The organism is Fibrobacter sp. UWB3, from assembly GCF_002210405.1.
Classification (GTDB): domain Bacteria; phylum Fibrobacterota; class Fibrobacteria; order Fibrobacterales; family Fibrobacteraceae; genus Fibrobacter.
Genome location: NZ_MWQJ01000007.1, coordinates 161,098 through 184,998, shown reverse-complemented (window position 1 = coordinate 184,998; position 23,901 = coordinate 161,098). Strand labels below are relative to the sequence as shown.

Annotated in this window: 22 protein-coding genes and 1 tRNA gene; 11 read left to right on the top strand and 12 right to left on the bottom strand. The window is 48.3% G+C overall.

The window, feature by feature from the left end; translation table 11 throughout:
* Positions 1-161: 161 nt before the first annotated feature.
* The gene (locus B7991_RS15140; RefSeq protein WP_235002855.1) at positions 162-305 is read right to left on the bottom strand and encodes a hypothetical protein; all 144 of its coding nucleotides are present in this window, start codon (positions 303-305) and stop codon (positions 162-164) included.
* An 18-nt stretch (positions 306-323) separates the two neighbouring features.
* A complete protein-coding gene (locus tag B7991_RS09660) occupies positions 324-1,151 on the bottom strand; it encodes a hypothetical protein (protein WP_235002856.1) in 828 nt (275 codons plus the stop codon).
* Between the two features lie 192 nt (positions 1,152-1,343).
* On the opposite strand from B7991_RS09660, the gene B7991_RS09655 reads away from it, so the two are divergent.
* Both B7991_RS09655 and B7991_RS09650 read left to right on the top strand, forming a co-directional pair.
* Positions 1,344-1,835, top strand: coding sequence for a hypothetical protein (locus B7991_RS09655; protein ID WP_088630639.1), 492 nt, complete (start codon positions 1,344-1,346; stop codon positions 1,833-1,835).
* A 59-nt stretch (positions 1,836-1,894) separates the two neighbouring features.
* A complete protein-coding gene (locus B7991_RS09650) occupies positions 1,895-2,629 on the top strand; it encodes a phosphatase PAP2 family protein (protein ID WP_072830287.1) in 735 nt (244 codons plus the stop codon).
* Between the two features lies 1 nt (position 2,630).
* On the opposite strand, the gene B7991_RS09645 is transcribed toward B7991_RS09650, so the two are convergent.
* Positions 2,631-3,566 (bottom strand): bile acid:sodium symporter family protein, encoded by a 936-nt coding sequence (locus B7991_RS09645; RefSeq protein WP_088630638.1) that lies wholly within the window; start codon positions 3,564-3,566, stop codon positions 2,631-2,633.
* 122 nt (positions 3,567-3,688) lie between these two features.
* Here B7991_RS09645 and B7991_RS09640 point away from each other — a divergent pair, with 122 nt between their 5' ends.
* Genes B7991_RS09640 through B7991_RS09630 form a run of 3 tightly spaced genes read left to right on the top strand, consistent with a single transcriptional unit; the run spans position 3,689 to position 8,322 of the window.
* Positions 3,689-4,717, top strand: coding sequence for an acyltransferase (locus B7991_RS09640; protein WP_235002857.1), 1,029 nt, complete (start codon positions 3,689-3,691; stop codon positions 4,715-4,717).
* 58 nt (positions 4,718-4,775) lie between these two features.
* Positions 4,776-5,360: a ribonuclease domain-containing protein gene (locus tag B7991_RS09635; RefSeq protein ID WP_088630636.1), complete on the top strand. Its 585-nt coding sequence runs from the start codon at positions 4,776-4,778 to the stop codon at positions 5,358-5,360.
* 40 nt (positions 5,361-5,400) lie between these two features.
* Positions 5,401-8,322, top strand: coding sequence for a glycoside hydrolase family 44 protein (locus B7991_RS09630; protein WP_088630635.1), 2,922 nt, complete (start codon positions 5,401-5,403; stop codon positions 8,320-8,322).
* A 114-nt stretch (positions 8,323-8,436) separates the two neighbouring features.
* Here the strand turns inward: B7991_RS09630 and B7991_RS09625 are convergent, their stop codons facing one another.
* The gene (locus B7991_RS09625; protein ID WP_235002858.1) at positions 8,437-9,447 is read right to left on the bottom strand and encodes a hypothetical protein; all 1,011 of its coding nucleotides are present in this window, start codon (positions 9,445-9,447) and stop codon (positions 8,437-8,439) included.
* A 400-nt stretch (positions 9,448-9,847) separates the two neighbouring features.
* Here B7991_RS09625 and B7991_RS09620 point away from each other — a divergent pair, with 400 nt between their 5' ends.
* Both B7991_RS09620 and B7991_RS09615 read left to right on the top strand, forming a co-directional pair.
* Positions 9,848-10,699, top strand: coding sequence for a DUF4423 domain-containing protein (locus B7991_RS09620; protein WP_088630633.1), 852 nt, complete (start codon positions 9,848-9,850; stop codon positions 10,697-10,699).
* The gene (locus B7991_RS09615) at positions 10,696-12,264 is read left to right on the top strand and encodes a carboxypeptidase-like regulatory domain-containing protein (RefSeq protein ID WP_088630632.1); all 1,569 of its coding nucleotides are present in this window, start codon (positions 10,696-10,698) and stop codon (positions 12,262-12,264) included. Before B7991_RS09620 ends, B7991_RS09615 begins: the two co-directional genes overlap by 4 nt.
* Positions 12,265-12,333: 69 nt before the next feature.
* On the opposite strand, the gene B7991_RS09610 is transcribed toward B7991_RS09615, so the two are convergent.
* Genes B7991_RS09610 through B7991_RS09600 form a run of 3 tightly spaced genes read right to left on the bottom strand, consistent with a single transcriptional unit; the run spans position 12,334 to position 14,200 of the window.
* Entirely contained in the window at positions 12,334-12,657 is a 324-nt protein-coding gene (locus tag B7991_RS09610) for a DUF3392 family protein (RefSeq protein WP_088640469.1), read from the bottom strand.
* 12 nt (positions 12,658-12,669) lie between these two features.
* Positions 12,670-13,302, bottom strand: a complete 633-nt coding sequence (gene coaE / locus B7991_RS09605; protein ID WP_088630631.1) for a dephospho-CoA kinase — start codon at positions 13,300-13,302, stop codon at positions 12,670-12,672.
* Between the two features lie 28 nt (positions 13,303-13,330).
* On the bottom strand, positions 13,331-14,200 hold the full coding sequence (locus B7991_RS09600) for a DMT family transporter (RefSeq protein WP_088630630.1): 870 nt from the start codon (positions 14,198-14,200) through the stop codon (positions 13,331-13,333).
* Positions 14,201-14,286: 86 nt separating this feature from the next.
* Here B7991_RS09600 and mscL point away from each other — a divergent pair, with 86 nt between their 5' ends.
* The gene (gene mscL, locus B7991_RS09595; RefSeq protein ID WP_088630629.1) at positions 14,287-14,736 is read left to right on the top strand and encodes a large-conductance mechanosensitive channel protein MscL; all 450 of its coding nucleotides are present in this window, start codon (positions 14,287-14,289) and stop codon (positions 14,734-14,736) included.
* A 277-nt stretch (positions 14,737-15,013) separates the two neighbouring features.
* Here the strand turns inward: mscL and B7991_RS09590 are convergent, their stop codons facing one another.
* Genes B7991_RS09590 through B7991_RS09575 form a run of 4 tightly spaced genes read right to left on the bottom strand, consistent with a single transcriptional unit; the run spans position 15,014 to position 19,583 of the window.
* Positions 15,014-16,261, bottom strand: a complete 1,248-nt coding sequence (locus B7991_RS09590) for a DNA replication/repair protein RecF (protein ID WP_235002859.1) — start codon at positions 16,259-16,261, stop codon at positions 15,014-15,016.
* Positions 16,262-16,269: 8 nt separating this feature from the next.
* Positions 16,270-17,319: a hypothetical protein gene (locus B7991_RS09585; protein WP_088630627.1), complete on the bottom strand. Its 1,050-nt coding sequence runs from the start codon at positions 17,317-17,319 to the stop codon at positions 16,270-16,272.
* On the bottom strand, positions 17,316-18,947 hold the full coding sequence (locus B7991_RS09580) for a hypothetical protein (protein ID WP_088630626.1): 1,632 nt from the start codon (positions 18,945-18,947) through the stop codon (positions 17,316-17,318). The genes B7991_RS09585 and B7991_RS09580 overlap by 4 nt, the downstream gene beginning before the upstream one ends.
* A gap of 3 nt (positions 18,948-18,950) precedes the next feature.
* Positions 18,951-19,583 (bottom strand): outer membrane lipoprotein carrier protein LolA, encoded by a 633-nt coding sequence (locus B7991_RS09575; protein WP_088630625.1) that lies wholly within the window; start codon positions 19,581-19,583, stop codon positions 18,951-18,953.
* A gap of 163 nt (positions 19,584-19,746) precedes the next feature.
* On the opposite strand from B7991_RS09575, the gene B7991_RS09570 reads away from it, so the two are divergent.
* A complete protein-coding gene (locus B7991_RS09570) occupies positions 19,747-20,871 on the top strand; it encodes a hypothetical protein (RefSeq protein WP_088630624.1) in 1,125 nt (374 codons plus the stop codon).
* A gap of 224 nt (positions 20,872-21,095) precedes the next feature.
* On the opposite strand, the gene B7991_RS09565 is transcribed toward B7991_RS09570, so the two are convergent.
* Positions 21,096-22,151, bottom strand: coding sequence for a hypothetical protein (locus B7991_RS09565; RefSeq protein ID WP_088630623.1), 1,056 nt, complete (start codon positions 22,149-22,151; stop codon positions 21,096-21,098).
* A gap of 159 nt (positions 22,152-22,310) precedes the next feature.
* On the opposite strand from B7991_RS09565, the gene B7991_RS09560 reads away from it, so the two are divergent.
* Both B7991_RS09560 and B7991_RS09555 read left to right on the top strand, forming a co-directional pair.
* Entirely contained in the window at positions 22,311-23,744 is a 1,434-nt protein-coding gene (locus B7991_RS09560; RefSeq protein WP_088630622.1) for a glycogen synthase, read from the top strand.
* Positions 23,735-23,808, top strand: a tRNA-Ile gene (locus B7991_RS09555). The genes B7991_RS09560 and B7991_RS09555 overlap by 10 nt, the downstream gene beginning before the upstream one ends.
* Positions 23,809-23,901: the final 93 nt, after the last annotated feature.

Here is a 23,901-nt window from a genome sequence, read left to right as displayed (position 1 = left end):
TAGCCCTGGGCTATTATATAACTATATTTCTTGCATGACCATTTACAACATTGGCAATCGGGTCGTCAACAATTATCTTTTTGCAATTGATGAAGGGTACATTCTCATTGACACGGGATACGAGAACGGTTTTGCGCGTTTTCAAAGAAACCTCAAAAAGCTCAATATACAGCCAAGCGGATATAATATCCATCATGTTCATACGCCTTGGGGTCTTTCACAAAGCCAAGCGCGGTAAGTTCTTTTGCAACCGCATAGAACGGCAAAAGCAAAATAAATAGACAAGCAAAAACAAAATATTTCATACAATTTAACACTTTATATTACTCTCTTTTGACTGTCGTTGTAACTTTCAGCGTATCGGCTTTGCTGTACGGAGTCTTGTATATTAATTTCCAAGTGAAAGAGCTATCCCTCAAAGACAATACGTCCATCGCATAAAAATGAGATTCTGGAAGTGCAGGCAAATTTGTGTATTTAGGATTCCCACAATAAGTTGGATAATTGTCGCAATAACACGTATAGTGCGGAAACGAATGCATCTCAGGACAAGAAATAGAAACAGAATGTATTGTCGGCGCCGTTTTGAGATTCGAGCTTAAAGAATCTTTGCGTTCATTTTTTTCTTTTGACTTTGCAGATTTTTTGGAGTCTTTTTTCTTTCCTGTTTCATAGAAAGTCACGCCACTAGGCAAATCAATGGCAGTCAACTCATACGAAGACGAAAACCTTTTTGAATGAGAACAAGGGAAAGTTTTCTTTACTGAAGCAAATTGTTTTTTAAAATAAGCGGTGTCAAACGTTGCATATACAGGACGAGGGATATAACTCGTTTTCTTAAACAGACCAAAATTTAAATTTATATAGGCCGTATCTTGATACGTATTTGTGTCCGGTTTATATTTCCGCGAAAGTGGATAACCTTTAAATGTATCATCGGGACACAGTTCTGCATGGCACTGAAATTCATCCCCTTTTATCTCGCAGTTAGAAGCCCGCCATACAGAAATTTCGCCTTTGTGATCTTTAATGCGATAATACACCAAGGCATTTTCAGGAATACGATTGTTATAGTACAGAAAGAAAAGTGTTCCTGCAACCAGAACAAGCAAAATAGGTAACACAATTTTCAAAACAAACTTGAACTTCATATCGCACAACATACAAAAGTCAAACAGTACGCGCAAGAGACTTCGCAAATTCGTTCACAGTTTTACCTCTTTTACCGTACTTGTTTTTCTCAAATTTTAATTGTATATTACGTTTAGCACTAGAAAGGGTGATGTTATTAGATCGCAGTTCGCGCAAGCGGGGCGGTCTTTATTTTTTAAGGGAGCAAAAATATGAACAGAATCAAACTTATCGGAATCAACACAGAGGGGGCCATGCGATTGTGGTTTGGGCCAGAAACGAAAATCGGTGTTTTCGCGTCGAGAGATTTTGACGCAGATGATTATCGACTGGAGCAATGGGCCGCAGAAGCAGGGGGGTTCCACCAGTGCCTTGTGGGCACGTTCCATTCGGATGCGGAACGTCGGATTTTAGACATTGCGCTTGCGAACGGTGCGTTTGCGGTCTGGATTCGCGGGTGCAGCCTCCCCCGCATTTATCGTGGCGCCGTGGAAAAAGCGATGGAAAACGACCATTTGCTTACGCTTTCGTGCTTCCACAGAAAGCACCACACAGAAGCGACTGCGCGTTATTGCGTGCAATTGGTGTCCACGTGCACGAAAAAGCACACGTTCTTTATGAACGAAAACGATTCGCTGCTAGAGCCGGTTTATCGCAAAGTGGCTTGGCATCGCAACACGCAGCTTTTTTACGGACGCGATTAGTGCGCATTTCATTACTGTAATAAACGTTCACGCGTTTTCTAAAAATATATCTTTAAAATATGATTACACTTCTCCAAAAATCTGTTTTCGCTCTTGCCATTTGCGGAGCAACTCTTTGCAGTTTTGCGGCAGACGCAAAACCATACGTCAAGGCAGACGCGCTTCCGAACGCGCTCAACTTCTACCCTGCGCCGCCGGAAACAACGTCCGTCCAGTTCATGTACGACATCTCGCAATACATGTGGGGCAAAGCGATGCGAGCGGATTCCGCACGTGCAGCCCTGGCCGTGGCGCAGGCGGTAGAAACGATCGAGGACATGGCCAAGATGTTCAGCGAACCTTTTGGCATGGAAATTTCGGCAAAGAAGACGCCCGCCATCATGAACATGCTCGAACGCGGAATCCGGACGCTTAAGCAGGTGGGGAGCCTGCCCAAGAGGCATTACATGAGGCGCCGCCCCTATGACCGCTTCAACGAATCGACTCTTGTCCCTGCCGAAGAAGAGCGGCTGAGAACGAATGGCTCCTACCCGTCGGGACATACCGTTCGCGCCTGGTCAATGGCATTGCTCTTGGTCGAGGTGAACCCGGCTGCGCAAGACGCATTGTTGAAGTACGCCTATGAATGGGGGCAAAGTCGCGTGATTGCAGGGTTCCATTGGCAAAGCGATGTTGATGCCTCCAAAGTTCTTGTTTCAGGAGCGTTTGCAAGTTTGCACAATGACGAGACTTTCCTTGCCGACATGAAAAAGGCACGAGCCGAATTCAAGAAGTTATCTGCAAAGAAGAAATAACTTATTTATCCCAGCGGCGGTAAACATTCGCCAAAATCGCACCGGAAATGTTATGCCATACGGAGAATATGGCGCCGGGGACGGTTGCCATGGCAAGGCCCGAGAACGCAGTCGCCGCAAGGCTTGTTGCAAGCCCAGAATTCTGCATGCCGATTTCAATGGAGAGCGCTTTTGTCTTGGGCGTAGAGAACTTGAGCATTTTGCCGAGACCAAAGCCACAGCCGTAACCGAGCAAGTTGTGAAGAATCACCACGGCAAACACGATAGCGCCCGTAGAGAGAATCTTCGCTGCATTGTGCGAAACGACAGCCGCGACAATCATCGCAATAGCAATCACAGAAACAAGCGGCAAAACTTTAATCGCCCGCGCTGTCCATTTGCCAAAGAACTTGTTGATAACAAATCCTAACGCAATCGGCACAAGCACCACCTTCACGATGGAGAGGAACATCGCCATCACATCGACATTGACCGTCGTTCGAAGCAGCAAGTACGTAATCGCCGGAGTCAGCACAGGCGCAAGAAGCGTATTCACGCTCGTCATGCCGACAGAAAGCGCGACATCACCCTTCGAGAGGTAAGTGATGACGTTACTCGCAGTGCCACCTGGGCAAGTGCCCACGAGAACCACGCCCGCCATTAAAGCAGCATCGAGTCCAAACGCTTTCGAAAGCAAAAAAGCAAGTGTAGGCATCACCACAAACTGCGATGTGCAACCGAGGATGATTTCTTTCGGTCGCATGAACACCAGCGCAAAATCACTCAACTTGAGCGTAAGCCCCATGCCAAACATCACGACCATCAAAAGGTAATTCACCCACGAAAGTTGGATCCAAAGAGTCGTGCTTGGGGCAAATAAAGAGAGTGCCGCAACTGCAAGCACCACCACCGCCATCCACTTGCCAATAAATTCACTGATTTTTTCAAAAATTCGCATTGTAAAACACCTTGTCAAAGCAAAAGTCCGGCCATCCAAGAACTCCAATGAATATAGAATATTTACAGTTTTCACTGGAAAAATTGATATCGCTATTTTAAAAAATCAAGTATATTAATAATGTGAACAGCGTACTTCAATTATTGTCAAAACACAGAAGTGCCATAATGGGCTTTGCCATATTATGGATTATGCTGTTTCATTTGCGAGTCCCTACAGATATAGACTTCATAGATTTCTTCAGGTCCGTCGGTTATGGCGGCGTAGACATTTTCTTATTCTTGTCCGGTTTCGGTCTTTACTATTCCCTATCCAGAAAAAATTTTGATTTAAAGAAATATTATAAGAGCCGTTTTTTCCGCATCCTTCCTGAATTTTGGGTTGTGATAGGCTTTGCCTTTTTGGCGCAAATGGATTTTAGCACTAGGGCTTTTTACCAATTGATATGCAAGGCAACGACACTGGGCTATTGGATCGGATACCGTGACGAGTCGTGGTTTATTTCTTGCATTGTATTTTTATACGCAATATTCCCCGTTTACTTTAAGCTATTCAAAAAATACGGATATAAAGCATCCTTCTATTTTATCGGAGCAGGATTTTCTTTAATGTTAATCTACGCATTAACTTGTATTCTTTGTTACAACAACAAGAATTACGGGGGATTCATCATATTGACTTACGCAAGGCTCCCGATATTTTTCATAGGCGCAATTTTTGGGCATTGGGCAAAAGACGGATGTAATATTAGGCTTACTAAAAAACTAAAAACAATTGGATTGACAGCCGCGTTTATCGCCACCATTATTTTATTTATATTCCAGACCTATTTTTTCTACGCCTTGCAAACTTGTTCCCTAGCGTACCTTCCCTACATTATCATAACTCCCGTTTTGTGCTTACTTCTTGCAAAATTTTTTGACAAATACAAAACCATTGATAAGATTTTTACCATTTTCGGGCTAATGTCATTAGAATTGTATTTGTGTCACATATTTATATACAAATTATTCTTTGATTTTATAGACTTTTTGGATAAAGATTCTTCGAACATTTTGACCATGCTAATTTCATTTTTTGCGGCATACCTCTTGTACATCGTCAATAAAAAAGTCCTGTCAAGAAGAACAAACATTAGAATCAGGCCTTAACGCCATTCGAGGTTATGCAAAGTCCATGTTGTAAAAATCGTTTTATTACATTTTGATTATGAAATTGACAAAACATCTTTTTTACACAGCCGCAATTTCCGTTTTTGCTACAGCCTGCACAACGTCTGCACCAGAAGACAACTGCAAAGAAGTATCTTACGACAATATACAGTGTTATAAATATTCACACGATGAATGCGGAAATATTATTTGTGCACCAGATGCGTTTAACCAAGAGGACTATTTTACCTCTATCCTCGATGCCGTCCAAGAATCCGGAAAATACACTACACGCGATTCTGTGGCTGCATACTTGTGCAAGTTCGACAAATTACCAGGCAACTATGTAAGCAAGGACGAAGGTCAAAAACTTTACGAATCGAAAACAGGCAAGACTTTCGAGAAGTGGAATTTTAACCCGTGGACAACGATCGGCGTGATGATCGGCGGCGATAAATTCAGCAATTACGCTTCAAACGCTAGCAATTATCATGCAACTTTGCCAGAAGGCTCATACCATGAAGCCGATGTCGACTACTCGGCTAAAAATCGCGGTACAAAGCGCCTCGTCTATCAAAGCGATTGCGTCATTTACTACACCGCAGATCATTACGAATCTTTCGACAAGCTAGAAATCAAGTAAATTTTCACAACAAACCCTACCCCATTTTTGAGGAGGATAAATGAAATTCAAACAACTTTTGTGCAGCACAGCTTTTGCAATTTCTGCGACATCTGCGCTTGCCGCACAGAACATCATCGAGATTGACGATGCGCATCCGGGCGTTGTCATCAACAAGCAAAACATGATGGGCGCCGATCTCGCCATCTGGAATCCGCCCACGCGTTATTACGACATGACGCCCGCCCTCGTCGATGGCGGCTACACGATATTCCGCTTCCCAAACGGAAGTTTGAGCAATGACTACCACTGGAACGGCGCAGGCAAATACGACAGCACTGGACTCTGGACACCAAGCGAAGAAAGCTGGGCTCCGGGATTCCTCGGCGAAACAATTTACCGCGGCACGACAAAAGACAACTACGGTTTCATCCGTCGCAGCCACCTTGCCGATGGCGACAAGAGCACTATGTGGTGGGGCGAAATTCTCGATCCAAAAGACCCGCCTTGGATCGTCATTGAATTCCCTGAAAAGAAAGACCTCGATTCCATCGTCGTCGAATGGGGCAATCTCCGCCCGAAGTCTTTTGAACTTTCATATTGGACGGACGAATACGCCGAATACCCGGGCGTTCACCAGAATCTCGAAAATAAGTTAAAGAGATGGGGTACCGTCAAGGTCACTAGCGGCGAAACAAAGTACAAGTTCGCCACAACGCGCGCTCGCTATGTAGCGCTCCGCTTCAAGACGACCGACTTGCCGTCTAAAGGCGTGCAAATTCGAGAAATGAAGCTCTATAGCGGTTCTGACGATTTGCTCGCCGGGAACGATTACAAGTTCTTCGCAATGTCCACGCGCAACGGCGACAAGCCGCGCACCGACTGGACCAACATCAAATGGCATTTCGAAGAATTCATGACCTACATCAACAAGCTCCCAAAACTTGTCAATGGTCAAAAAGCTCAAGCCGTCATTTGCGTCAACGCAGGCACTGGAACCTCTAAGGAAGCAGCCGCTTGGGTGCGCTACGCCAACAAAGTCAAAAAGTACAACATCAAGCAATGGCAAATCGGCAACGAACTTGATGGAGAATGGGAAGAGTCCGGTCCACTTTCGGCAAGGCAATATGCCGCACGCTTTATCGAATACGCCCGCGCCATGAAAGCTGTTGACCCGAGCATCATCTTGCATGGTCCGCTTCTCAGCACGCACAAGATGCAGCAGAAAGGCGCAGGCCTCATGGATGGCAAATACTGGATGGCAGAATTTTTGCGCATCGTCGGCGAAGCCGAAAAGGCCGATGGCAAACGCTATCTCGATGTCGTTGACTTGCACACTTATCCGTACTGGGCTCCGAACAACTTGAATGCTGCAGACATGCTCAAGGCAAGCCTCGATGTCGCACACAACGCCGACACGCTCAACGCCTGGATGAACAAGTATCTCGAAGGCAAGCGTCGCGTATTCCTCTCGGAATTCAGCACGTCCGTGCAAGGCTCACAAATCTGGATGGACTACCCGCAAGCCGCTGGCATGGCAAACATTTTTGCACAGTACGCCGTCCGCTTTGGCGACCGTTTCCAAGCGCTCCCGTGGGATGCATTCGGCAACGTGTTTGAAGGCCCGGACCACACGTGGGGAACTATCAGCATGACAGCACTCGTCAAGGAAGGTTCATGGAACCGCTGGGCAAGCCTTGAACCCACCGCCGAATATTACGGTGTCTACATGACGTTCAAACGATTCCTCGAAAGCGGTTACGCCGTCGTTCCCGTCAAGAGCACTACAGAATCAGTCGTGCCTTACGCCATTTGCAAAGGCAACAGTTGCAACGTGCTTCTCGTGAACCTCACCGACACTAAGCAAATTGTGCAGGTTGACCGCAAGAGCGAAAAGAAAAAACCGAGCAACGCACGCGTAGAAGTTGACGTGTTTGGCGCAGAACAATTCAAGTGGATTGGCGACCAACGCGACGCTTACCCGTACCCGAAAATGGGTCCGAGCGGCCGCCGCATCGAAGGCAAGAACCGCGATATCGAAGTTCCGCCGTTTGGAACTGTCGTTGTCCGCATGAACCCGGCTCAGCAAAACAGCGCACCCGAAGTTCTCGCCGCTGCGCTTGAAAAGAAAGTCCTTGTCGTAGGCGATACGCTTGACCTCTTTGTAACCGCCGTGCAAGAAGGTGGTGAGCTCGCCGGTGCAGAAGTTCAAATCAAGAAATGGGACAAGAACGGCCCGCTCACAGTTCGTGCAACTCCCGATGACGGCAAATGGAATTCTTCCATCGAAAGTTTCCACTTGCAAATTCCGCTCACAGAAAAAGTCTCGATTGGCAATAAGGAAATCAAAGTCACCATCACTGGCAAGAACAAAAAGCAGACTTCGTTCAACATTCCGTTCCGCGTCCGTGGCGCTTACCGCACCACAAGCGTGATGCAGAACTTCGACAACGGTTTAGACAACGTATCGTGGTTCCCGGTCGTGAATGGCGACAACGCCACCTCGATGGATGCCAAGGTCTTTAACGGTAACCCGCCTCTCGGCGGCTACATCCGCCACGACTTCATTGTCGAACAACCGCCTAATCTCGGTTGGCCGAACTACTCCGGAGCCTACTACAACGTGCCGGAAGAAATCAAGAATTCCGTCGGTATCGTTTTCGATTACGCCACATCGCACAACAATCCGCAGGGCTACATCGAACTGCAAATCATGTCGAGTCAGGTCGAAGACTACGACGAATTCATGGTCCGTCTCAAAAACACGCGAGGCAACTGGGTTCGCGACACGCTCATCTGGGAAAACATGAAGCAGGAAGGTTGGGGCAAGACGATTCCGCAGCTCGACCCGACCAAGATCAAGAACTTCGCATTCCGCGCCCGCTATAGCGGCAAGGGATTCATCAACCTCGACAACATCTACTTGCTCGGGGAAAACGGCAAGGAAGTCCCGATGCCAAGAGGCCTGCGCAGACTCCGATAGCATCAGCGATTCGAGACACGTATGGTGATGCCGGCACAAAGACCGGCATGACATGAAAAAAACGCCGTCCTTGCGATAAGCAGGGGCGGCGATTTTCATAATAGAAGTAAAAGCTTACGCGAGTTCGTTCACGTGCTGAAGCACGAGCTTTTGAGCAGCACCATTGTACAAGACAGCATCATAGTTTTCGCCATTCTTGCCCACGCGCGATTCCGTCACAATGCCGTTTTGAGCGCCCGTTTCCGTCGGTTCAAAGAAAATCTTGCCTAGAGCAGTTTTCTTTTCTTCAAGCATGTTCTGAGCAACAAACCAGTCGCGAATGGCCTTGAAATAAATCTTTTCAACATTCGAATCCTGCGGGAGCAAGTCGTTCAAACGTCTTGCAATTTCGCTGACCGGCACCGGAGATTCATCTGTCGGATAATTCTTGAGCTGTTCTTCGGTCACATGGAATTTTTCCTTACCACTGCGGCCAGTCTCGCCCAATTCTGCACGCGATTTGCGCCTTGCCAAGCGTTCATTCGCCTGAGCAACGCATTTATCAATATTATCCAAAATAAACTTCTGAGCATCGGCATTGCATTTCGTGTAAACCGAATGGTGTCCACGAATATCAGCTTCAACCTTTGCAAAACCAAGTTCTTCACCACGCGGAGTCGGCAAATTCAGGTCCTTGCCCTTATCGCCCTCTTCCTTCAAAAGAACGCCTTCTCTCGAAAGCACTTCAGCCACGTCTGCGTACACAAGCGGCATCATTCCACTTTCATGCGGGATCAAGAAATTCAAGCGGCGTACAACACCCGATACAGAAACCGGTTCAACAGAAATTTCGAACTTGGACAACATTTCGGGAGTAAAGACAAGTTCTTGCGTTGCCACTTCACGGACTGGGCGCGGCTTTACAGCCTTTTGCGGTTTCGGAGCCACCACCTTTTCGCGACGTTCCATCACCGGCATAACCTTTTGCTTTAAATAATCAGCCACATAAGCAAGGCATTTGCTAATACGTTCCTGCTTACACACATCACCTTCCGGAAGAGTTTCCTCAGTCAAAGGATTCACCCCACAAGAAAGCTTTCGCAAATACATTTCAGCACGTTCAAGAATCTTTATTTCTGCTGGCATTTTTAACAATCCCTTTTTAATCTTTTTCAGGCTAGAACAATATAACATCTTTTATAAACAAAAAAGCCAGTGCAGCTCTTAACCGCACCAGCTTTACGCCTATACACCAAATTTTACTTAAAGATTAGCCGTAAACGAAGCCTAGTACAATAGCAATCAGTGAAAAAATCACAACTTGCCTTAAAACAACGATGTCTTCTTTCTGCATAGCTACCTCTCTGTTTTTCTTGCCTTAAATTAGATTTTTAGCTCGAAAATCGTACAGATGTAAGAAAAACATCATTTTTACAAAAATAATCCGTGATAAACATCATACACCATATTGTCAATTCGTCAATAAAACTTCAAAAAAAACGATCCTAGCTCTTTGTAAAAAATCTATTTCATAGTAGAGGCGGTTATGTTAAATATTGACGAAATTGGCGATTACAGAGATCTACTGAAAAATTTCTTCGTGCAGAAGAAATTGGAATTTCCGCTATTTTCCTATAAGATGATGGGACAAAAACTTGGACTCGAAACGAGCCAGGTTTTCCGTGTATTGAATAAGGAATCCCACCTCCCCGCGCAGAGTATCCCGCTCTCCAAAAAATTGCTCGGGCTCAAAGGCCGCGATGGAGAACTTTTTGAGATTTTGGTAGCGGCATCGCGCACAAAATCCAAAGCAAAAAAAGATAAGCTTTACAAGATGGCACTCGCATTGCAAGACGTGAGCCTCCGCAAACTGAATTCCAACGAAATTTTATTCCTCAGCCGCTGGTGGATACCCGTAGTCCGTTCGATTATCGAAATCAATGGCGGCAAGGCCGATGTCCACACCTTGGTTAAGCAGATTACGCCAGCCGTTTCCGAGGACCAGGTGAAAGAAGCCATTCGAGTCTTGAAAGAGCTCAAGATGATTACGCCGCTCGCCTCCGAACGTTACGCCGTTTCGACCGTCAATTTTACATCGGCAGGGGCAACCAAAGTTACCGCCATTCGCAGTTACCAGAATCAACTGCTTACGCTTGCGCAAAACGCGCTCGTCAACATTCCGCCAAGCGAGCGCAACATTTCATCTATTCTCGCTTGCGTTGATGACGAATGTCTTGAAGATCTCGTCGAGATGACTTGCGAATTTCGCAGACAAGTTCAAAAACGCGTTGCCGAAGTTGCAGAGCCAAAGAAGGTCATGCAGTTCATCTTCTCGCTGTACCCGGTTGCCGATATTTCGGACAAAGAAACAACAAAAGAAAAAGCGAGGATAGCATGAAAAGATTATTAGCATCTCTATCCTGTGTATTACTATTCGCCTGCTCCTCAGATAAGAATCTCGCAGGCGCTAGCACCGTTGAAACCGAAAACGCTTGCATCATCAACGTTGTAAACATCAATTCTAAACCGGCTGCCAACGTTGTCGCAAGAATCCGTCCGCTTTGGTACGTGGAAGGAGTTTCATCGAATTCCGCCGTCACGCAAAATAATATACAAGACGCAACATTAGAAGTCGCTGCAGATTCGCTCGGCAACATCGTCATGGATTCCATCAACTTTGATAAAGGCTACATCGAAATCATTGATGGCAATTCCGGCGTTTTCCAAGCTATTGCCTCTAGCGACTTAAAGAAGAATAAATTAACAACCATGCAAATGGAAGAACTCGGCTCCGTCACCGGCAAGGCTGCACTCCCCGAAGGAACCGACTACGCCTGGGTCCAGATTTACGGCACCGATAAAATCGTAAAGACCAACAAAGACGGCGAATTCACACTTGATTCACTTCCGCCCGCAAGCTACCAGATTCGTGCCATATTGCCCGATGAACAAGCGACAATTGGCGAAGCCTCCATTACAATTTCTGCTGGCGAAAAGAGCGATATCCAAGCGCTAGCAAAACCGACTCTCGAAAACGAACAATTAGAGCAATGGGCACATGTTCGCACCATTCCGCTTGATTCTACAATCTCGGATTGGATGAAACCCATCGCAGAAACTACCGTTGTCTTTGTGCGATTAAACGAAACGAACTTCGACTTTAGCGAAGCCATGGACAACGGAAACGACATCCGATTCACCGACCAAAGCGGGAACCGTCTCGCATTCAAGCGAGCTTTCTGGAACAGCACCACTCCAGACACTCCGCAGTCCGCAGAATTCCAAATCCGCATCGACGGCTCATCAAGCGTTGAAAACCTCGAAATGTACTGGGGCAAGACCGCAGCACTCGACGCAAGCGCAAGCAATGATATCTGGGCAAGCCTCCCCGACTCGCTCGTAAAAGCCATCCATTCCATCACGCTGATTGACTTCGAAAATCAAAAACTCGAATCCGCATTTGACTACGGCGACGGTCCGCGCGAATGGTACTTCCATCCACAAGACACAAACGTCACGACAACGCCCTCAAGCGAAAACATTCAGGACGCCTTTGAATCCAGCAAGGAACGTGGCGGCTACGTATTCCATTGGAAGAGCACTAGCAAAACAAGAGGCAAGTGGTCGATGATCGGCTCACGCGTAAGCCGCGTCCCGTCTAGCCTAGAAGGCATCGATTCCATCGCATTCTACGCCAAAGGCAAGGGCGAGCTCGGTTTTGCGGTAGAAGTTCTCAACGAGCCGACCGGAAAAACAAAGTATGTGGACTATCTCGATTCCACCTGGAAACGCTTCTGCTTTACACCAAGCGATTTTGTCGAAGGCGATGGCGAGTTCGGGAATATGGGATGGGATTTCGTCAAGCCGCGCGTCACGACTTTCACCATTTGGATTGTAGACGAAAGCGAAATGTGGATTGACGACGTTATTTTATACGGAGTAAACCGCGATAATTTTAATTAGCTATTAGTCATCAGTCATTAGTTAATAGTTATTGATTGAATCTAACGACTATTGACTATTGACTAAGTATCAGATATCTTTCCCGCTTTTGGCGAGGAACGCAAGCAGCACAAAGCATCCCGCAACCACCCCAATCAACGGGAGGTCCGAAAGTTCGCGCAATACCATGCGCAAAAGGCGCACCATCTGCGAACTTGCAAACGCATACCCCACGCTGCACAGCACCACGAACAGTGCAAAGCGCCCAATGAACGGGATGCTTTTCGTGATGCGCTTGAAATAGTTATTGATGCAGGCGCCATAGAGCATCAAAAGCGTTGCAATCAGCCCGACCGAAATTGAATTCAAGTGAGCCCTTAAAAAGTTCGCGAACTGGTGAATATAAGGTTGCATAATTCCAATAAATTAGTGTAAGTCTCTTAGCAGTTCATCAAGCTGCTGTTCCACGTGCAATTTATCGCCATCGTTCATAACCGTGCGAATCCGCTTGCCCGGAAAAAGTTCCAGAGCACAGGCGCCACGCTGATTTTCAATACGGCGTTTAGCATCGCTTTCACTGAGTCCGCGATGTACCAAGCGTTCCAGGCGAGCACTTTCAGGCGCATCGACAATCCAGATTTCGTCAAGCATTTTTACAAGCTCGGGCGCACGCGAGAAAAGCGCAGCCTCCACGAATCGGCACTTGTCCGCGACACTCGTCAACTGCGAGGCACTTTCACTAGAAGAGTCAGCGGCCTCCCCTGAAAAAAATTCCGCCACGGCACGGTTTAAGTACGGGTAAACAATCTGCTCCAACTTCACGCGAGCATTAGCATCCGCAAAAACGCGGTCTGCAATCAGCGCGCTATTCACGCCCGTCGGCGTCAAGCATTCTTCGCCAAAGTACGCCACCATTTCAGCGCGCAGCCCCGCCGAATCGCGGTAAAGTTCATGCACTTTGCAATCGGCATCAAGCACCTGGAAATTACGCGCACGCAGCAAGGCCCCGACAAAGGACTTGCCCGCACCTATCGAACCCGTAATTCCAATCTTCAGCATAACGCCACTACTCCGCGACCATTAAAAATCAACGTCCGAGCGAAATCAAGCACAAGCCAATGACCACGCCCAACATTGCAAAAAACTTCGTCTTACTCTTGCGTTCCTTGAATATAAGAATTCCCGCCAAGAAGCTGATGAACACACTCGAACGACGCAGCACCGTAATGATCGAAATCAACGCATCCGAATCGCTCACCGCCAAAAAATAGCAACGGTCTGCAATAATCAACAGCGCCGCCACCGCCAAGAACGACCAACGGAACTGAAACGGAGTCGTCTTTTTACGCGTCGGGTACCACGTGAACAAAGTCGTCAAAAACTGCACCACGCACATGTAAATGCTGAACCAGACCTGCACTGTCAACGGTTCAAAATTCATGCGCTGCAAAATCAGCTTATCGTAAATGCCGCTGCAAGCCGCCAAAATCGTTCCGAGGAGCATCGCCACGACCCAGCCGTTGCTAAAGAAATGCCCCATTTCCTTGCGACCCGCAAGCGAGAGTCCGATGTACGAACAAACGCAAACCGCAATGCCGATCCACTGCATCACCTGCGGACGCTCGCCGAGGAATCCGACTGCGATCATGATTGTAAACAAAGGCGCAAGCGCACGAATCGTCGTCGAAATGCTGAGCGGCATGTGCGCAATCGCGCTGTACGTGAAAAGCCAGCTCCCGCCGACAATCACCGATTTGACCATCAAAAACAGGTGGTCATGCAAAGTCAGCGGCTCGCAATGCCCGGTCAAAAGCACCGGCAACATCAAAAGCGCATAAAAAACGCTGCAGAGCAAAAGTACCGGACGGACAGCGTTATCCTGAACCGATTTTTTCTTAGCCAAGTCGTAAAAGCCAAGAAAAACTGCCGAAGCAAAAGCCAATATTAACCATGACATAACGCGCCAAATTTAAAAAATACCGCCCAATCTTTAAAGACTTTGCTATTATTTAATAAGAAACCAATCATAAAGGGGACTCAAAAATGAGCATTAAAAATAAAGCAGCTTCACTCATTGAAGAATTCAAGGCATTTGCCTTCAAGGGTAACATCGTCGACATGGCCATCGGTATCATCATCGGTGCCGCCTTCGGTAAAATCGTTAACTCCTTCGTGAACGACATCGTGATGCCGCTCGTCACCGCCATAATCACCAAGTGCGGTGGCCAAGAAGCAGGTGAAGGCCTCAAGACTCTCGCATACAAGACCGCTGAAGGCGTGACCATTCCGTACGGCAACTTCGTTGGCGAAATCCTGAACTTCCTCATCGTCGCATTCGCCGTGTTCCTCATGATGAAGAAATTCCTCGGTTTCATGCAGAACATGCGCAAGAAGAAAGAAGCTGAAGCATCCGCAGCTCCGGCAGCACCTCCGGCACCGAGCGCCGAAGAAAAGCTCCTCACCGAAATTCGCGACTTGCTCAAGAACAAGTAATATAGAGGGGGAAGCCTCCCCCTGATTGCAGCCTCGGCTGAATCCGAGTCTTCCATCACCCTCTCTAGCGGGGGCAACTGCGTAAGGCGAACAAAACAGGGCTGCTTGCAGACCTACTTTTGAGCCTAGCAGTTGGGACTTTGTTCCCACCCCGCAACGCCCCGATGCAAAAAACGCGCAAACCCTTGCGCGTTTTTTTGTATTGTCATGCCCGCCTCCGAGCGGGCATCACCTTCTTGAAAGGAGATTCCCGCTTTCGCGGGAATGACATAAAGATTTAAATTTTCAACTCAAACATTGCATCTGCTTTAAACGGCAGATCTTCCGCCTGCGGCGTAGCAATTACAACCTGGCATTCCTTTTCGCGAATGAGCGAAGCGACTGCATCACGGCGGTTCACATCGAGTTCGGCAAAAATATCGTCCAAAAGCAAAATCGGCTTTGTCAAGTAACGCGACGCCACATCGACTGCTGCAAAACGCATCGCAACCGCCGCCGAACGGCATTGCCCCTGCGACCCGACAGAACGCATCTCGTAACCAGACGCACACAGAGCCAAGTCGTCACGGTGCGGCCCCGCCATTGTCATTCCCTGCAAGCGTTCCACAAATTCCAAATCCGCGAGCTTTCGCGCAAACGCATTCCGCAGCATTTCCTCGCTTACCGCATCCGAGCCATCCGCCGCGTTCCCGGCGACATTCCCGGAACCGTCCGCAGAACATTCCGCGCACTCCCTGCGAGCAATTTCAACAACACCTTCAGCAGCACCCGTCGCGCCCGATGGAATTTCATCCATCATCTCATCCGACAGCGGGTCCGCCGCATCTAGCGCATCAAGCGACTTCAGAATCGAGCTCTTGTAAGCGCAAGTGATTTCATCCACCCCGCCCGAAAGCTTGCGATAGTACCGCGTAATAATTTCCGAGACTTCTTTCGAGAGCGCAATTCGCGCCGCCCAAAGTTTGGCACCAAGATCTATCAGCTGTTGCGTTAGCACACGGAATAAGTCTTCGCCACCGACCGCAGAGCCCTTCTGCTTAAATTCCTTAAGCCACTTGTTACGCTGTTGCAGCACGCGCTTGTAATTGCGCAACACCAAAGAATTTGCAGAAGAACGGAAACAGAGAATTTCATCGAGCCAATGCCTGCGCACATCCGGTCCACCTCGCAAAAGCTCAATATCCGAAGGCTGCATAATCACCGCCGGGCACGTCCCGAAAAACGCAGTCGGAGACTTAAGCGATTCACCGTTTTCACGAACCTCGCTCCCGCGAGAAAACACGCGAAGCGCTCGCTTCCGCTCGCGCCCCTCATCTTCAAATTCACCGCGCAGAATCAGTTCGTTCTGCTTCCATGTAATCAGTTCACGCAAGTCACGCGACCGAAACGAGAATCCCTGCGCAAGCAAATAAATCGACTCCAAAATCGTCGTCTTGCCGCAGCCATTCGGTCCGCAAATCACATTGATGTGAGCATCGAAGTTGCAGTCCATCGATTCTAGACTGCGTACCTTCGAAATGAACACTTTAGAGATCAAGGAATGTATCCCCGCAAGCCAAGCGTAAACGGAGTCCAGATGCCAGCACGAGATTCATAAAGGAACGCATAGTTCACTTCAATCGGGAACCTCTTACGCCCAATGCGAATATCAAACTTGTAACCCGCACCAAACATCCAATCCAAATCGTCCATACCAATGCGAAGCGTACCATTCGGGATGATTTCGCAATCAAAGCCCACGCGGCCAGTCCAAACATGGAGCTGCGGGTCAAAAGCCAAGAGCGTATCAGCCACCTGATAGTCAATCGCTTCCATCCAGGCGCCCACATTCTTTCCTAGCAACTTTGTACGGTAGCCAATCCCAATCTGCAACACCTTCGGGCGAACGCCTTCGGTCGATGCAAGCGAATTATCCTTGCTCGGATTCTTCGTCCACTTTGCAGACAAGTTTTCGCTAAAGCTTAAATTGCGGATAATGACAGAAGACGACCACTTTTCATTCCACTGGCGAAACCAGCTCAAGTTGATCGTCACCGGGCTGCGGAAAGAATCTTCCATTTCAATTCCATCGAAATACTGCGCCACATCCAAATTATCATAGCTCATCGAAAGCGAAAGCCCGAATGCATCCTGACGAGTCGCACGGAACGCAAAGCCAAGATAGAACATCGAGAAAAACGGAGACGCAGAACCCAGCGTCTTATCGTCATCGTCAATCACCTTGAAATCCGTATCACCGCGATAGAGCATGGCAAAGCCAACACCCATGCGCTTCCCGACCTTGCCTTCAACACCCACGGCACCACCAATACGGTCCAAGTCGCGTTTTTCAAAGTTCACCGTATAGCCAATATTTTCACGGAAACCAAGCAATGCCGGGTTCCAGTAAGCACCAGGCATAGAAGCCGTATCGGCCGAGCCCGTATTACCGCGTCCAAGTTCACGGACGCCGGCCCCCATACGTTCCACAAAGCCGTCAAAGCCACCAAGTTCGGATTTTTTCGTAAAGCCGATAGCCATAGCAGAGGAGGCAAAAGCACCAACCGCCAAGGCGGCAACAACAAGATTCTTAAACTTAATCATCTGAAGTTACCTCCGAGCGTCATAGTCTTGCCCCAGCCAATGTGACCGTGATTATCCTTTACCCTGATATAGTAGACACCCATCGTGCAATCCTTGCCGTGGTCATCTCGACCATCCCAAAAATCTTCTTTCGGATTCGTGCTACGCAAAGCATCCGCATTGCGCACTGCATTTTTCACAATCGTTCGGACCTTGCGCATGTCGTAACTGAAAACTTCAATCGTGATTTTAGATTCACGACCAACCTTGTACGAAACAAGCGCTTCGTCGCCTGGCGTAATCACGGAAGGCACCATGCGAATGGAACCCAAGTTGTTATCAAGCTTTGCGCGGTTCAAAATCACATTCCACGTAGCGCCCGAGTCTGCCGAAACAGAAATTCCATTTCCATAAGTCGCAATGGCAAGCCCCATCCGCTTTTTCGAAAGAGGGAACGCACACATAGACTTGATAACGAACCTACGGTCTGTCGCACCAGTTTCATAGCCATACAGCCACTGGTTCTTTCCGTCATCATCTTGTTCCCAGGCCTTAACACCAAGAGAATCAAGCTTAAGATAGCCACTAGCCGAGCCACCCGCCGTACGGACAAGGACAAACGCCTTATTCCCGATAAAAGCGACATCGCCCACCGTGTAATCGGCTTCATCATAAATGTCCTTTTTCAGGACCTTGCCAGCCGTATCCAAGAAATCCACCTTGACAAAGTCTTTGGACTTTTCGCCATAGATGCGCCAAAGCCCGCCTACGACATTCTTTTTATCCTTATAGTTCGTCTCGGCAATAATCTGAAGCGGATTTCCGCCCATCCAAAGCCCAGTCACACGGGAATCCTTGAGATTTTTCGAAACATTCTTGAGACCGCTCGAAGACTTGACCCAAATTCCCTGAGCCGTTGCAAGCCAAAGATCGCCTGTTTCAGGGTGCAAGCGCACATCATAAACATCCAGGTACTTTGTCGAATCCAGAACGGTACTACCTTTGAGCTGTTCGAGCTCTTCTTTTTCTACATTCAAGACAAACGTCGTATCTTTCGAGCCCTTATTGCTCGAAACGTCATGGACCATCAAGCCCAAAGCACCGCGGGCAAGCCACAAGCGTTTTCCCGTTGAATCGTAAGCAAATCCGCTCACCGTATATTTCATCGGGTCCTTAAAATCTTCGACATTCGAAGGAACTTCAATGGCATATTCATTAATCGTCTTCGGATCAAGAATCGAGAAAAATCCAGCCGGCTGCAAGTAACGGTCATCGTCGTCCATTGCAAACATCGGAAGCACAAGGCCAAGTTTAGAACCCGTATAAACAGCGGGGATGCGCCTGCGTTCTGCAAATTCGTCACTGTCGAACAGGAACCCATTATGCACCGCCGTCAACGTATCCGAAACAGCTTCCTTTTCCGTAGATTCGAGCGACACGGAGCCCTTGTCAGGCACATTGAACGTCAACAACGTAACGCCGCTGTAGCTACCATTTCGGGAAAAAGCCCACAACGAGCCTTCGGCACCAGCAGGAGCAACCGCAAACACATTGTTACTGAACAATGTTTCGGCGGCAATGGCATTACCGCACAAAGCACCCCCGACAAGGAGGCCAGCAACGATACTCTTTATATTGCCAAACTTCACAAGCTACCTCATATCGATTTCATCAACACCTGCGACAGGCTTGTACTTGAAATCGTCGTTAGAAATTTTCTTGATGACCTTGATATCCAAAATTCCGTACCATGTACTGTTCCCCGCCGGATCTTCCGTAAAAAGCCGTACCGGAGAATAGTCCTTCTTGGAAAGCCAGACTTCCATCTTGGTAAACTGTCCCGCATATTTCGCCGGATCAAGTTTCAGCACCCAGAGTTCTTGCCCTGCAAATTTTGCCTCGCCCATCGAAAGCGCCTTGCAGTTCAGGTACTTGAACAAAAGTTCTGAAGGATGGAGCGCACTCGACAAGTCTTCCACAGCCTTGATGAGGACCTGTTTCTGTTCCACATTCCACTGCCAAAGGCTCTCGCCATCGCTATAGAACTTTATGCCCAATAGGTCCAGCTTGAACTTATCCCCTTCGGCCACAACGAGACTTCCCGATTGCGTATTGATATCCGGAGAATCAGCCTGATAAACCTGAGCCCTAAAATTAAGGCTCCATGCCTTGCCCGACTTAAACCAGGATTTGGACTTGTCCAAGACCTGCTCTGCAGTCAACGCGAAAACACCTTGCACCAAGGCAAGCAACAAAAAAACAAGATAACGGGAGGAGAATTTCATATTCACCTTTATTAAAGACTCCTTCAAATTTACAAAACTGAATCTTTCTGGACTTTGCATATTCGTATATTTTGGGGTATATGGAACAAAACATTGGTTTCACAGCCAAGATATTTCTATCTTTTGCACGTAAAAATCAATAAATCTTTTTTGGAAGGATTGTATGCGTAAACTCATTTTGCCGATTGCCCTCGCCGCTACCGGTTTTGCCGCGGCCGCCGATGTCGAAATTCACGGAAATGTCGATTTCGACTTCGCTAGTTATTTCGACAGGGATTTTGACCCCACCAACGCCGCAAACCAGGACATCGACTTGTCCGTCAAGGCTAATCTCGACGAAAACGTTTCCGTGACCGTATTCACGAACACCAAGAGCAATATTACGAACTCCGACCAGGCCGCAGAAATCCGCCATGGCCTCGCCCGTTCGACCGCCATCAATAGCGACGCAGACCGCTACACCGCATTCAACTTTGACGGCGTAGAACTCCGCTGGACTCCGTTCCAGGACGTAAGCTTCATCTTCGGTGACTTGACTTACAACGCAGGTACTTTCAATTACTACTTCTGGCGTGATGCAGGCCGCTACGCCGTGATTTCCCGTGACCAGAGCATTCGCGGTTTCGGTGTCGAAGTTGGCAACAACAAGTTCGGCGACGGCAAGTTCTACATTGGCGCCACGGACGACAGCAAGAGCGCAGTTGCCGTGTTCGGCAGCTACGGCCTTAAGCTTTTGAATCGCCCGGACGAACACTTGACCATCACCCCGAGCGTAGACTGGGTATTCGGTTCCGAAGTCGGTCGTGGTTACACCTATTTCTTCGGCACAGAACTTGACTACTCCAAGAGCCTCGAAGTCCTCAACTACAGCATCTATGCCGTCTACGGCCTCCACCCGTACAAGGGCAATGCCGTTCACTCCTTCCTCCTCGAACCGAGCTTGAACTACGGCATTTTCAACTTGGGACTTAACTACTTCTACGCAATCACTAACAAGGATTACGAAGCCGCCCCGCAGATGTTCACCGAAGACCAAATGCTCTTCGCCATCGAACCGAGCTTCAACATCACAAAGAAGTTCACTCTCGGCTTGAGCTTCGAATACCACGATCCGGATTCCGAAATCAAGAAAGACGAATTCAAGTTCCTCGGCATGAACTTCTACGTCTACCCGACACTCAACACGAATGTGGTCTTCTGGTTCGGCTACAACTTCAGCAAGGACAAGAACCCGGTCGTCGGCAAATCCAAGTTCGCCCTCGGCATGAGTGCCCACGCAGACTTCTAACATTTGTCATGCCCGTCTCCGAGCGGGCATCGCCCTCTTGAAAACGTTTTAGCTCCCCGGTAAACGCCGGGGATTTTTTTGTATGGCGAGACTTTACTGGACCTTTCGCCCCTAACGGGTCTCAAGGTGACGGAGGCAGCGCAAACAATCTTACCGCACGCACAAAAAAAGACCCGCCGCGCATCCGCGGCGAGCCTTAAACAGTCTTTAAATTCCGTTACGAATTAGTGACCGAGGTACTTACGACCAATGCCGTACTGGTCCTTGTATTCGATGTAGTCCGGAACAAAGCCCTTCGGGTAAGAGAAGCTAACATTCACAGAGCACTGGAATTCGTTCATCAACTTGCCCTTGCCCTTGAACTTTTTCTGCTTCTTTTCAATCTTTTCGTCACCCTTCTTGCCTACGAGAACTTCGGCTTCGCACCAGCCCGTGTTGCCCTTGGCGTAGACTTCCTTGCCATCGGTAGAAACGAGCTTGATCTGGGACGGGTCGAGTTCAGTGTTGTTACCCGTAGAAGCCCAGAACTGGAGTTCGCAGGAGAAGCCATTCTTGGACTGCTTCATAGTCGGGAGAGCCATCACGTAACCCCACTTGTCCACGCGCTGCTTGCCGCTCAAGTCCGGAACGTTTTCGCCGAAGATGAGGAAGTAACCGCGAGTGACCTTGCGGCTCTTGTTCAAAGCATTCTGGATTTCCTGGTTCGTCGGAGCCATTTCAGCCATGCGGAGGAGCAAGTATTCCTTCACGACCGGATCGTCTTCGCTCAAAGCTTCCTGCAAGTTGCGAGAGACATAGAGTTTTTCAGTTTCTTCACGGATGCTCTTGATGGCAGATTCTGCAATGTGGCGGGTCTTAGCGACGGATTCAGCAGAGTCGATCTTTGCAAAAGCATTGATGATCGTTGCGTAGTCAACGCCTTCCTGAGCAGCTTGGCGCTTACCGATATCGCCGAGCGTCTTGACGTATTCTTCAACAGTAGCGTCTTCCTTGACCTTACCGATGTTGGATGCAGCCTTTTCAAAGTAGTTGCTGATGAGATCGCTGCTCAAGTCCTTCTTGGATTCCATATCACCGGCACGCACGAGAGCGAGGGTGAAGTTGTCAAAGAATTCATCGGACATCTTGCCCTTCTTCTTTGCCTCAAGATAAGAGTTGATAGCATTGCGGAAACGGCCTTCCTTAAGGTGTTCGTCGCCGCGCTTTTCGTTAGTACCCTTACAGCCAGTCATCGTCAAGGCGACGGCAGTAGCCAAAGCAGCAATGAAAATCTTCTTCATTTTGTATCCTTCAGATGAAGTTTTGGTAAAAAATATTGAAAAGGACTCTTTATCAGGTTAAAAAATAAAATTCACCCTTTCAGTTGAAATTTAAATAAATAAATTTATACATACCTATTTTTATAGGTAAATTTTTATTTGGAGTGTATAAAAAAAACAATGAATATACTCGTCGTAACTCCAGAAGCGGGGAACTGGAAGGTACCGAGCCCCCTTGCAACTGCAGTAAACTGCATGACACAGGCATTTGCCAATGCCGGGTCCCAGGTTATTACCTGTTCGCCGTTCTACAAAGACCATATTGTAGATTCCGACAAGTATCATTGCGTTTTCAAGGGCGTCGAAGCGCTACAAGACAAGCCGTTTGAGGTCTGGCGTTCTGACGACGATCCACTCCACACCTATATATACAATGAAGAATATTTCGGCAGGCCCTATGTTTACGGGCCTCCGCACTCGCTCCCCTATAGCGACAACCACCTGAGATTTGCCATGTTCGCATCAGCCGTGCTCACATACTGCAGCCAAAGCGACTTCAAGTTCCAGGCAATTCTCGGACACGAATGGGGTGGCGCACTCGTCGGCGCACTCTGCCACACCGTTTACCAAGAAGCGTTCCACAACATCCCGTTTTTCTTCAACGTCCATAACATCACTTACGACTTCCACGTGCAGCCGAGCGAAATCGAAAAGATCGGCCTCCCGCGCAAGGACTTCAACATGGACGGTTACGAATTCTGGGGCAAGGTCAGCCTTCTCAAGGCGGGCATTCTGTACGCCAACAAGGTCCTCTTCCCGTCGTCGGGCTATCGTGACGCCATGCTCAACACGAACCTCCCCGGCGGCCTCAGCGGATTTTTGAACCGCAACAGCGAAAAGCTCCTCGGCATCCAGTTCGGCGTGAACTACAAGTTCTGGGACTTCAACGACAAAGCAAAGCGCCCCATCAAGGAAGCGAAACGCACCGCAAAGGCGAGCCTCGGCCGCCAGTTCGGCATGGATCTCACAAACAAGCTGATTATTTACAGCCACATGGACATGGATTCGGGCAACGCCTCCGAAACGCTTGCAACAATCCTTTCGGACATTGCAAAAGAGAACGCCCTCATCATCGTGGGCATTCCGCCAGAACACCCCGAATGGAATTACTACCAAGAAGTTTCGCACCAGTACGGCAACTTCATCCGCATCCTCCAGTTCGATTCCGAAGAAGCGAACAACAGAGAAAAGTTGCGCGACACGCTCGCCGCTTCTGACATTTTGTTTGCGGCCAACCTGCAAGAGCCGTCCGCCTCGATTATCCTCAAGGCCATGGCCGCAGGCACCCTCCCACTTACCGGCCGTAACGTGGGCATTGCAAGCATGCTCACCGACTACACCCTCGAGACCGCAGGCGAAGCAAACGCCTTCCTCGTCGATGATGCGAACGCCCCACACCAGATGTTGCGCCGCATCAAGGATGCTATCAATGTGTACAACACGGAAGTCGCCGATTGGGACAAATGCGTTGTAAACGCCTATAGCGGATTCCACTACGAGTGGGCAAAGACAATTTCAAAATATTTACTAATTTTGGGTGAACTGGGGCTTTAGCTCAATCGGTTAGAGCCACGGACTCATAACCCGTTGGTTCCCGGTTCAAGTCCGGGAGGCCCCACGAAAAGCATTACCTAACAAGGTAGTGCTTTTTTTTCTTTTCCAATCCTTTTCATCGGTAAATAACTTATTTTTAAATTAAATAAAACATCGA

Excerpts from the sequence above, each read along its gene's own strand:
- B7991_RS09645 (WP_088630638.1), bottom strand. The coding sequence starts at position 3,566 with ATGCGAATTTTTGAAAAAATCAGTGAATTTATTGGCAAGTGGATGGCG.
- B7991_RS09615 (WP_088630632.1), top strand. The coding sequence starts at position 10,696 with ATGAAAAGATTATTAGCATCTCTATCCTGTGTATTACTATTCGCCTGC.
- mscL (WP_088630629.1), top strand. The coding sequence starts at position 14,287 with ATGAGCATTAAAAATAAAGCAGCTTCACTCATTGAAGAATTCAAGGCA.
- B7991_RS09620 (WP_088630633.1), top strand. The coding sequence starts at position 9,848 with ATGTTAAATATTGACGAAATTGGCGATTACAGAGATCTACTGAAAAAT.
- B7991_RS09655 (WP_088630639.1), top strand. The coding sequence starts at position 1,344 with ATGAACAGAATCAAACTTATCGGAATCAACACAGAGGGGGCCATGCGA.
- B7991_RS09610 (WP_088640469.1), bottom strand. The coding sequence starts at position 12,657 with ATGCAACCTTATATTCACCAGTTCGCGAACTTTTTAAGGGCTCACTTG.
- B7991_RS09660 (WP_235002856.1), bottom strand. The coding sequence starts at position 1,151 with ATGAAGTTCAAGTTTGTTTTGAAAATTGTGTTACCTATTTTGCTTGTT.
- B7991_RS09565 (WP_088630623.1), bottom strand. The coding sequence starts at position 22,151 with ATGAAGAAGATTTTCATTGCTGCTTTGGCTACTGCCGTCGCCTTGACG.
- B7991_RS09600 (WP_088630630.1), bottom strand. The coding sequence starts at position 14,200 with ATGTCATGGTTAATATTGGCTTTTGCTTCGGCAGTTTTTCTTGGCTTT.
- B7991_RS09570 (WP_088630624.1), top strand. The coding sequence starts at position 19,747 with ATGCGTAAACTCATTTTGCCGATTGCCCTCGCCGCTACCGGTTTTGCC.
- B7991_RS15140 (WP_235002855.1), bottom strand. The coding sequence starts at position 305 with ATGAAATATTTTGTTTTTGCTTGTCTATTTATTTTGCTTTTGCCGTTC.
- B7991_RS09560 (WP_088630622.1), top strand. The coding sequence starts at position 22,311 with ATGAATATACTCGTCGTAACTCCAGAAGCGGGGAACTGGAAGGTACCG.
- B7991_RS09630 (WP_088630635.1), top strand. The coding sequence starts at position 5,401 with ATGAAATTCAAACAACTTTTGTGCAGCACAGCTTTTGCAATTTCTGCG.
- B7991_RS09650 (WP_072830287.1), top strand. The coding sequence starts at position 1,895 with ATGATTACACTTCTCCAAAAATCTGTTTTCGCTCTTGCCATTTGCGGA.
- B7991_RS09635 (WP_088630636.1), top strand. The coding sequence starts at position 4,776 with ATGAAATTGACAAAACATCTTTTTTACACAGCCGCAATTTCCGTTTTT.
- B7991_RS09585 (WP_088630627.1), bottom strand. The coding sequence starts at position 17,319 with ATGATTAAGTTTAAGAATCTTGTTGTTGCCGCCTTGGCGGTTGGTGCT.
- B7991_RS09625 (WP_235002858.1), bottom strand. The coding sequence starts at position 9,447 with ATGCCAGCAGAAATAAAGATTCTTGAACGTGCTGAAATGTATTTGCGA.
- coaE (WP_088630631.1), bottom strand. The coding sequence starts at position 13,302 with ATGCTGAAGATTGGAATTACGGGTTCGATAGGTGCGGGCAAGTCCTTT.
- B7991_RS09575 (WP_088630625.1), bottom strand. The coding sequence starts at position 19,583 with ATGAAATTCTCCTCCCGTTATCTTGTTTTTTTGTTGCTTGCCTTGGTG.